This window comes from Streptomyces sp. Ru72 (assembly GCF_002920635.1).
Classification (GTDB): Bacteria; Actinomycetota; Actinomycetes; order Streptomycetales; family Streptomycetaceae; genus Streptomyces.
The window spans coordinates 1-9210 of sequence record NZ_PQSR01000171.1; the positions used below are offsets into that span (position 1 = coordinate 1).

10 protein-coding genes and 1 pseudogene are annotated in these 9210 nt (G+C 72.4%); 4 read left to right on the plus strand and 7 right to left on the minus strand.

Annotation, left to right across the window (positions count from 1 at the left end; genetic code table 11):
* Positions 1 to 220: pseudogene (locus C3488_RS38070) on the minus strand (DNA-binding response regulator); the annotation flags it as partial.
* A 282-nt stretch (positions 221 to 502) separates the two neighbouring features.
* Positions 503 to 1168: a DUF3000 domain-containing protein gene (locus C3488_RS38075; protein WP_103845411.1), complete on the minus strand. Its 666-nt coding sequence runs from the start codon at positions 1166 to 1168 to the stop codon at positions 503 to 505.
* Positions 1169 to 1404: 236 nt separating this feature from the next.
* On the opposite strand from C3488_RS38075, the gene hemE reads away from it, so the two are divergent.
* Positions 1405 to 2472: a uroporphyrinogen decarboxylase gene (hemE, locus tag C3488_RS38080; RefSeq protein ID WP_103845412.1), complete on the plus strand. Its 1068-nt coding sequence runs from the start codon at positions 1405 to 1407 to the stop codon at positions 2470 to 2472.
* A 68-nt stretch (positions 2473 to 2540) separates the two neighbouring features.
* On the opposite strand, the gene C3488_RS38085 is transcribed toward hemE, so the two are convergent.
* The 3 genes from C3488_RS38085 to C3488_RS38090 form a co-directional block, all read right to left on the minus strand.
* Entirely contained in the window at positions 2541 to 2873 is a 333-nt protein-coding gene (locus C3488_RS38085) for a hypothetical protein (protein ID WP_103845413.1), read from the minus strand.
* 3 nt (positions 2874 to 2876) lie between these two features.
* On the minus strand, positions 2877 to 3047 hold the full coding sequence (locus tag C3488_RS40985; protein WP_181139363.1) for a hypothetical protein: 171 nt from the start codon (positions 3045 to 3047) through the stop codon (positions 2877 to 2879).
* Positions 3048 to 3134: 87 nt separating this feature from the next.
* The gene (locus C3488_RS38090; RefSeq protein WP_103845414.1) at positions 3135 to 3953 is read right to left on the minus strand and encodes a rhomboid family intramembrane serine protease; all 819 of its coding nucleotides are present in this window, start codon (positions 3951 to 3953) and stop codon (positions 3135 to 3137) included.
* 125 nt (positions 3954 to 4078) lie between these two features.
* Here C3488_RS38090 and C3488_RS38095 point away from each other — a divergent pair, with 125 nt between their 5' ends.
* Entirely contained in the window at positions 4079 to 4420 is a 342-nt protein-coding gene (locus tag C3488_RS38095) for a hypothetical protein (RefSeq protein ID WP_103845415.1), read from the plus strand.
* Between the two features lie 96 nt (positions 4421 to 4516).
* Here the strand turns inward: C3488_RS38095 and C3488_RS38100 are convergent, their stop codons facing one another.
* On the minus strand, positions 4517 to 5917 hold the full coding sequence (locus C3488_RS38100; protein WP_103845416.1) for an FAD-dependent oxidoreductase: 1401 nt from the start codon (positions 5915 to 5917) through the stop codon (positions 4517 to 4519).
* A gap of 27 nt (positions 5918 to 5944) precedes the next feature.
* Entirely contained in the window at positions 5945 to 6907 is a 963-nt protein-coding gene (locus C3488_RS38105; protein ID WP_103845417.1) for a DUF4349 domain-containing protein, read from the minus strand.
* A gap of 158 nt (positions 6908 to 7065) precedes the next feature.
* On the opposite strand from C3488_RS38105, the gene hemG reads away from it, so the two are divergent.
* Both hemG and hemQ read left to right on the plus strand, forming a co-directional pair.
* The gene (gene hemG, locus C3488_RS38110; protein WP_103845418.1) at positions 7066 to 8523 is read left to right on the plus strand and encodes a protoporphyrinogen oxidase; all 1458 of its coding nucleotides are present in this window, start codon (positions 7066 to 7068) and stop codon (positions 8521 to 8523) included.
* A 4-nt stretch (positions 8524 to 8527) separates the two neighbouring features.
* Positions 8528 to 9210, plus strand: a 683-nt coding sequence (gene hemQ / locus C3488_RS38115) for a hydrogen peroxide-dependent heme synthase (protein WP_103845419.1), incomplete at its 3' end; no start/stop codon positions are given.

Consider the following 9210-nt stretch of genomic DNA (forward strand, 5'->3'; position numbering starts at 1 on the left):
CGGGGAGGTGGACGTCGGCGACGCAGATGTCGCGCGGGTTGCCGATACGAGGACGGGCCTCTGCGATGGACGACGCCTCGATGACGTCGCGCACTCCGAGCGCCCAGAGATGGCGGGTGACGGTGGAACGAACACGCGGGTCGGCCACGACGACCATGGCGGTCGGCTTGTTGGGGCGGTAGGCGACCAGGCTTGCGGGCTGCTCGAGGAGAACGGACACCAGGCCTCCTGGATGGGTGCGGGGACGGGGCCGGCTCGGGGAAGCGGCCGGGACGAACCGTGTTTCAAGGTCACAGTCGTCTTCGGCACCAAACTCGTGCTCCTTTAGAGAATGATCACGATTTGGTGAGTAACAATCCGTGCAATTCGGACGCGCGAGCGATCATCTGGGGATCGAGTCGGTTCGGTCCATGGTCAATACGAGGCTGAAAGTGGTCGTATCGACAAAGAGATGGCAAGGAAGGTAAAGGCGGCATTGACAGCGCCGGTGGGCGCGCCGGGGTCAGCGGGGCTGCGGCCCGCGACGCTGCGGCAGCGTCACCACCGAGGCGTCGCCCGGCCCCGCCGGGGGCAGGCCCGCCACCTGGCACAGCAGGTCGCACCAGGAGGCCAGGTGCGCCGCGGTGTCGGGGACGCCTCCGATGCCCTCCCGGGGCGTCCACGAGGCACGGATCTCGATCTGGGAGGCGGCCGGGCGGGTGGCGAGCCCGCCGAAGTAGTGCGAGCTCGCGCGCGTGACGGTCCCGCTCGGCTCGCCGTACGCCAGCCCGCGGGCCTGAAGCGCGCCGGTCAGCCAGGACCAGCACACGTCGGGCAGCAGCGGGTCCGCCGCCATCTCCGGCTCCAGTTCGGCGCGCACCAGCGTCACCAGGCGGAAGGAGCCCTGCCAGGCCTCGTGCCCGGCCGGGTCGTGCAGCAGGACGAGGCGCCCGTCGGCGAGGTCCTCCTCGTCGGCGACCACTGCGGCCTCCAGCGCGTAGGTGTGCGGGGCGAGCCGCTGCGGCGGGCGCGACGGCTCGATCTCGATCTCCGGCCGCAGGCGTGCGGCCTTCAGGGCGTCGACCGCGGCGCGGAAGGGCAGGGGGGCCGTGTCCATCGCATCGCCCTCCCCCTCCGCGTCGTCCATTCCGCCGGCGCCGTCCGTCAGTCGTTCCTGAGCCGCAGCCATGCGGGGAAGATTAAGGGGAAGAAAGCGCGTCCGCTTGGAGAGACACCCGTTGCCGCCCGGGGTTCGGCTGCCGTGCGCGGGTTCGTCGTGGCTGGTTCCCGTCGTAGGGCCGCCGGGTCCTTCGAAGCGTGGCGCGCCGAGGCGGCTCAGCCGCGCGCGGACACAGTCCCGCGCCCCCCGCGAGGGCGCTCCCGCCCCGGGGCCGAATCGCTCCGGTGGCGTGCGAGACTTTTTGCGTGAGTGTCAACGACCGCCCCGCCACGGGCCAGCCGACAGCGACGTACGACTCCGCCTTCCTCAGGGCGTGCCGACGCGAGCCCGTGCCGCACACGCCGGTGTGGTTCATGCGGCAGGCCGGGCGCTCGCTGCCCGAGTACCGCAAGGTGCGTGAGGGCATCCCCATGCTCGAGTCCTGCATGCGGCCCGAGCTGGTCACCGAGATCACCCTCCAGCCGGTCCGACGGCACGGCGTGGACGCGGCGATCTACTTCAGCGACATCGTCGTGCCCCTGAAGGCGATCGGCGTCGACCTCGACATCAAGCCAGGAATCGGACCGGTCGTCGAGCAGCCGATCCGCACCCGCACCGACCTCGCCCGGCTGCGCGACCTGACCCCCGAGGACGTCTCCTACGTCACCGAGGCGATCGAGCTGCTCACCGCGGAGCTGGGCGAGACCCCGCTGATCGGTTTCGCGGGCGCGCCCTTCACCCTCGCGAGCTACCTCATCGAGGGCGGCCCGTCCCGTACGTACGAGCACACCAAGGCGCTCATGCACGGCGACCCCCAGCTGTGGTCCGACCTGCTGGACCGGCTCGCGGCCATCACGGCCGCCTTCCTGAAGGTCCAGATCGAGGCCGGTGCCTCGGCCGTCCAGCTCTTCGACTCCTGGGCCGGTGCCCTGGCCCCCGCCGACTACCGCCGCTCGGTGCTGCCCGCGTCGGCCAAGGTCTTCCGGGCCGTCGAGGGCTACGGCGTCCCCCGCATCCACTTCGGTGTCGGCACCGGTGAGCTGCTGGGGCTGATGGGCGAGGCCGGAGCCGACGTCGTCGGCGTCGACTGGCGCGTCCCGCTGGACGAGGCGGCCCGTCGCGTCGGCCCCGGCAAGGCACTCCAGGGCAACCTGGACCCGGCGGTGCTCTTCGCCCCGCGCGCGGCCGTCGAGGCCAAGACCCGCGAGGTCCTGGACGCCGCCGCCGGCCTCGAGGGTCATGTCTTCAACCTCGGCCACGGCGTCCTGCCGTCCACGGACCCGGACAGCCTCACCCGGCTCGTGGAGTACGTCCACACGCAGACTGCCCGCTGACCGGCGCGGGCGAACGGCTGGTGACCCGCGCCCGCGGCACCGCGCACGGCGGTGTCGGCGCGGGCCCCTCAGCCGCCGGAGGACTCCTCCCCGGCCCCTCCGGGCTCCTGGAACTTTGGTGCGAGACGGCCGCGGTCGTCCTCGTCCCGCGTGGTGAACGCCTCGGCGGAGGTGTCCTCGTCGGCCGCATGACGGGCGTCTGAGGTCTCCTCGAACAAGGACGCACCGGGGGCCCGGTCCTCTTCGGCCTCCGGGGTCTGCGCGTCCTCGGGCCGACCGCGTGCTCCCGCGTCACCTGTGTCTCCGGCATCGCTGCGCATGCCCGGGGCCGGGGCGGCGTGCTCCGCCCGCCGGTCGGACGTCAGACCTCCTCGAGTCGGACGGGCGGCCGTGACGACCACGGCTCAATCGGAACCCTCATCGGTTTCCTTCCGTGCGTCGGTGGCCTTGGTCGGGGGACCTCCGGACGCATCGGGCTTCGACCGCCCCTGCTCCTCCGGGTGGACGTCCGGCTCGCCGGTCTCCCGCTCGAGCGGCGACTGCCGCTCGCGTTCACGTTCGCGTGGGTCGCCCATGATCACTCCCGCTGACGTGCGTTTCGGACATATCGGGTTCCGTGGAGTGTGCGGGGCGAAACGCCTCGCGGCGCGGCTCCGCCGTCCTCACCAGGTGTGGCGGGCCTGCCTGCCCCACAGCAGGCCGCGCGGTTCGGGTGGCTGCGGGGTGCCCTGGCGCAGGGGCAGGGCCAGGATCATGCCCACGATGAAGCCGACCACATGGGCCGCGTAGGCCACGGTCCCGGCCGAGGAGACACCGTTCCCGGACGAGTAGACGGCCTGCAGCACGAACCAGAAGCCGAGCACGATCCACGCGGGCAGCCGCAGCGGCAGGAACAGCAGGAACGGCACGAGGATCCAGACCCGCACCCTGGGATAGAGCACCAGGTACGCGCCGAGCACGCCCGCGATGGCACCCGACGCGCCGATCAGCGGGTCGCTCGAGCCTGCGTTGAGGTACGCGTAGCCGTACCCCGCCGCGTACCCGCACGCGACGTAGAACAGCGCGAAACGAATGTGGCCCAGGCGGTCCTCGATGTTGTTGCCGAAGATCAGCAGGAAGAGCATGTTGCCGAGCAGATGCAGCCAGCTGCCGTGCAGGAACATCGCGGTGAACACCGACACCGGCGGCGACTTGTCGTAGCCCGGTGGGGCCACCACACAGCCGGGCCCGTGCGGGCCGACCCCGACGGCGCCCGTGGGCACGAGCCGCGGCAGCTGGCCGTGGATCAACTCGCGCGGCACCGCGGCGTAGTGGTCCAGGAACGCCTGGAGGTGGCAGAACTGGGACAGGTCGCTCTGCCCCGCGACGGAACCGGCCAGGCCGGGGGTGAACAGGAAGACGACGACATTGGCCGCGATCAGCGCGTACGTCACATAGGGCGTACGGCGCACCGGGTTCACATCATGGACGGGGATGACCACAAGGAAGTACTGCCCCGGATCGGCCGGGTGAATCGGTGAACGCGGCGGTGCACGACTGCGTATGTCTCCTCAACCGCCCGCGGTGCGGGGAAGGCGTGCCGCGGGGACGACGTGAGGAACAGGCGATGAACGACCGAGTTACTCCTCCGATACACGCCCTGCCCGACGGGGAGGCCGAGCTGGCGCTGGTGATCCAGCTGCCCTGGGAGGACGTCGCGCGGCTCGGCCAGGAGGCCGCCCGGCTCGCGACTCAGATGCAGCGGCCCGTGACCCTCGACGAGGCGGTCAGCCACCGGCTGCGGTCCTCGCGGGGCGCTGCCGCACACGCGAAGCCGATGGCTCAGCCGCAGCCGCCCGCGGTGGCCTCCAGCGCGTCCGTGTCCTCGTTGCCGTCACGGCCGCCGGGGGAGCAGGCTCGGCAGGCCATCGAGAGGATCAACGGGGTCGGGCAGCACGAGACGGCTTGATCCGGGCGCTCGCCGTGGGGGCTGCGACTGCCGGCCGGAGGCCGGTTGTCTTCGGCTGGTCGCGCAGTTTCCCGTGCCCCTGTGGGGCGCCATCACCTACCCGGCGTTCCTCCGTACCGCCGCTGTCGCCTTGCGGGCGGCCACCAGGATCGGGTCCCACACCGGTGAGAACGGCGGGGCGTAGCCCAGGTCCAGGGCCGTCATCTCCTCCACCGTCATCCGCGCTGTCAGTGCCACCGCCGCGATGTCCACGCGTTTCGCCGCGCCCTCCCGGCCGACGATCTGGACGCCCAGCAGGCGGCCCGTGCGGCGTTCGGCGAGCATCTTGACCGTCATGAGGGCCGCGTTCGGGTAGTAGCCCGCGCGGCTCGTCGACTCGATCGTGACCGTCTCGTACCGCAGCCCCGCCCGCCGCGCGTCCTTCTCGCGCAGCCCCGTGCGGGCGATCTCCAGGTCGCAGACCTTGCTGACGGCCGTGCCGACGACGCCGGGGAACGTGGCGTAGCCGCCGCCCACGTTGGTCCCGACGACCTGCCCGTGCTTGTTGGCGTGGGTGCCCAGCGGAATGTGCCGCTCACTGCCGGAGACCAGATCGAGGACCTCGACGCAGTCGCCGCCGGCCCAGATGTTCTCGTGACCGCGCACGCGCATCGCGAGGTCGGTGAGCAGCCCGCCGTGGTCGCCGAGCGGCAGCCCTGCCGCCCGCGCCAAGGCCGTCTCGGGCCGCACGCCGATCCCGAGGACCACCACGTCCGCCGGGTACTCGGCGTCCTGCGTGCCCACCGCGCGGATCCCGCCGTCGTCATCGGTGAGGATCTTGGTGACCTCGGCGTCGTTCACCATGGTGATGCCAAGGCCCTCCATGGCCCGGTGCACCAGCCGGCCCATGTCCGGGTCGAGCGTGCTCATGGGTTCGCTGCCGCGGTTGACGACGGTGACCTCGTAGCCCCGGTTGATCATCGCTTCGGCCATCTCCACGCCGATGTATCCCGCGCCCACGACCACCGCCCTGCGCCCCTTGGCGGTGGCGAGGGCGTCCAGGAGCGCCTGGCCGTCGTCCAGGGTCTGCACCCCGTGCACCCCGGGCGAGTCGGCGCCGGGCAGGTCGGGGCGGACCGGGCGGGCCCCGGTCGCGATGACCAGCTTGTCGTAGGACGTCCACGCCTCGGCCCCGGAATCGACGTTCCGGGCGCGGACCCGGCCGCCCGCCACGTCGATCTCCGTGACCTCCGTTCGCATGCGCAGGTCGATGCCGCGCGCCCGGTGCTCCTCGGGCGTACGGGCGATCAGCTCGTCCCGGGTGGCGACGTCGCCACCCACCCAGTACGGGATGCCGCACGCCGAGAAGGAGGAGAAGTGACCGCGTTCGAACGCCACGATCTCCAGTTCGTCGGGGCCCTTGAGGCGGCGCGCCTGCGATGCGGCGGACATGCCCGCCGCATCGCCGCCGATGACGACCAGGCGCTCCCGCGGGCGGCTCGTACGGCTCATGTTCATGCGAACACGCTACGGGCAGCGCGCATTTCAGTCCTGCTCGCCCCGGCTTTCGTGCTCCGGCGCCGTGCGGGCCACCGGGAGCGGGCCGAGGGCGGTCGCCGCCGGTACCGGGTCCGGGCGGCGCGGCAGCCGGGGGCGTACCACCCGGGTCCAGAGCAGCACCACGACCGCCGCGAGCACCAGGAAGGGGAGGGCGGCGCCGATCGCCAGGGCGATCCACCGCAGCAGCGTGACGAAGAGGTGCCAGCCGCCCGCCAGGGCGTCCAGGAAACCGGGCCGGTCGTCCTTCGCCGCCCTCTGAACCGGGGTCTCGGACAACGAGAGCGTGATCGTGGCCAGGCTGGTGCGGTCCTTCAGGGACGCCTGCCGGGCGAGCAGGGCCTCGAGGTCGGCCTCACGGGAGCTCAACTCCCCTTCCAGGGCGACCACGTCACCGAGTTTGCCCGCCCGGTCCATCAGCTCCCGCACCCGGGCGACGCTGGCGCGCTGCGACCTGATGCGGCTCTCGACGTCGACGACCTGGTCGGTGACGTCCTCGGCCTTGGCGGTGCGCTCGACGAGCTTTCCCGCGCCCTGGAGCGCGGTGAGCACCTGGTCGTACTTCTCGGTGGGGACGCGCAGCACGAGCCGGGTGCGTTCGTTGCCCTCGGTGTCGCGGGTGGTGGACTCGTCGCCGACGAACCCGCCCGCGTTCTCGACGGTGGTGCGCGCCTCGTCGAGGGCCTTGGGCACGTCCTTGACCTGCACGGTCAGCGATGCCGTGCGGATGATGGCGTTCGTGGTGAGCTTGGGCGTGCTGCCGCGTGCCGTCGAGCCGCCGCCCGTGCCGCTGTCGGCGGCGCCCTGCCGCTGCGCGCCCTTGGCGGCCTGGGCCTTGCTGTCGCTCGACGCGCCGGTGTCGTCGGCGCTGCAGCCCGCGAGCGCGAGCGCTGCGGCGAGCAGCGTCGCGGCCAGTACCCGCACCGGGCGTGGGGAGCGTGGAGTGTGCATGCGGTCGAACCCCCGGAAGTCGTCGTGACGGACGCTTCTTCGACTCCGGGCCCCCGCGGAACGTTGGCCGGATCCGGTCCCGATGCGGTCACGGTCGGGACTCGGACGGGACACCGGGTGCCCGCCTGGCTGTCAGTGAGGTCTGAGAGGCTGGGGACATGAGCGCAGTGGAGGCCCGCGGAGGCGCGGGGCATGTCGTCGTCATCGGGGGCGGGATCGCGGGCCTGGCCGCCGCCCACCGGCTGCTGGACCGGGGCGCACGGGTCACGGTCCTGGAGGCGTCCGACCGGGTCGGCGGCAAACTGCTGCCCGGCGACATCGCGGGCGTGCGGGTCGACCTCGGGGCGGAGTCGATGCTGGCCCGGCGGCCCGAGGCGGTGGCGCTCGCCCGGGAGGTGGGCCTCACGGACCGGCTCCAGCCGCCCGCCACGGCGACCGCCTCGATCTGGACCCGCGGCGCCCTGCGGCCCATGCCGAAGGGGCACGTCATGGGCGTCCCCGGCACGGCCTCCGCACTGTCCGGCGTCCTGTCCGACGAGGGTCTCGCCCGGATCGAGCGCGACGCGGAGCTGCCGCGCACGGAGATCGGCGACGACGTGTCGGTGGGGGAGTACGTGGCGGCGCGCCTCGGCCGCGAGGTCGTCGACCGCCTGGTGGAGCCGCTGCTCGGCGGGGTGTACGCGGGCGACGCGTACCGCATCTCCCTGCGCTCGGCGGTCCCGCAGCTCTTCGAGGCCGCCAAGGCGCACGCCTCGCTGACGGAGGCGGTCCGCGAGATCCAGGCGAAGGCCGCCGCGGCGCAGCAGAGCGGACCGGTCTTCATGGGAATCGAGGGAGGCGTCGGCCGACTTCCGCTCGCGGTCGCCGAGTCGGTGCGCTCGCGGGGCGGTGAGATCCGGCTGAGGACCGCGGCGGACGGACTGCGCCGCACGTCCGAGGAGTGGGAGGTCGTCGTCGGGGGCCGTGCGGAGAGGGCTGACGCGGTGGTGATCGCGGCGCCCGCCGCCGTGGCCGCCCGGCTGCTGGACGCCGAGTCCCCGGACGCGGCCGCCGAACTGCGCGCCGTCGAGTACGCCTCCATGGCCCTGGTCACCCTGGCCTACCGCCGCGCCGACGTCACCCTGCCCGAGGGCAGCGGCTTCCTCGTACCGCCCGTCGACGGACGCACGATCAAGGCGTCGACGTTCGCCTCCCGCAAATGGGGCTGGATCGCCGAGGAGGGCCCGGACGTGCTGGTGCTGAGGACGTCCGTGGGGCGGTACGGGGAGACGGAGATCCTGCGACGGGAGGACGCCGACCTCGTGGCCGTCTCGCGGCACGACCTGCGCGAGGCGACCGGCCTGGCCGCCGCCCCGATCGAGACGCGCGTCACCCGCTGGACCGACGGCCTGCCCCAGTACCCGGTCGGTCACCACGCGCGCGTGGCCCGCATCCGCGCGCACGTCGCGAAGCTGCCGGCGCTCGCGGTGTGCGGTGCGGTGTACGACGGGGTCGGCATCCCCGCGTGCATCGCGAGCGCGTACGCGGCCGCCGACCAGCTGAGCGGTGACCTGCGCGGTGTCGAGGAGCTCACCGCCAACCCGGTGCAGAGCCTGCACGGCGGAGCGGGAGAATAGGTGCATGAGTGACGACGCCCCCACCACCGAGTCCGGCAGGATCCCGAACAAGGGCAAGCTGGCCAAGGACCTCAACGAGGTCATCCGCTACACGCTGTGGTCCGTCTTCAAACTGAAGGACGTGCTGCCCGAGGACCGCGCCGGGTACGCCGACGAGGTCCAGGAGCTGTTCGACCAGCTCGCCGCCAAGGACGTGACCATCCGCGGCACGTACGACGTGTCCGGCCTGCGCGCCGACGCCGACCTCATGATCTGGTGGCACGCCGAGACGAGCGACCAGCTCCAGGAGGCGTACAACCTCTTCCGCCGCACGAAGCTGGGCCGCGCGCTCACCCCGGTGTGGTCGAACATGGCGCTGCACCGCCCGGCCGAGTTCAACCGCTCGCACATCCCGGCGTTCCTCGCCGACGAGACGCCGCGCAACTACGTCAGCGTCTACCCGTTCGTGCGTTCCTACGACTGGTACCTGCTGCCGGACGAGGACCGCCGCCGCATGCTCGCGGACCACGGCAAGATGGCCCGCGGCTACCCGGACGTGCGGGCCAACACGGTGGCGTCGTTCTCCCTCGGCGACTACGAGTGGATCCTGGCCTTCGAGGCCGACGAGCTGTACCGCATCGTCGACCTCATGCGCCACCTGCGCGGCTCGGAGGCACGGATGCACGTCCGCGAGGAGGTGCCCTTCTT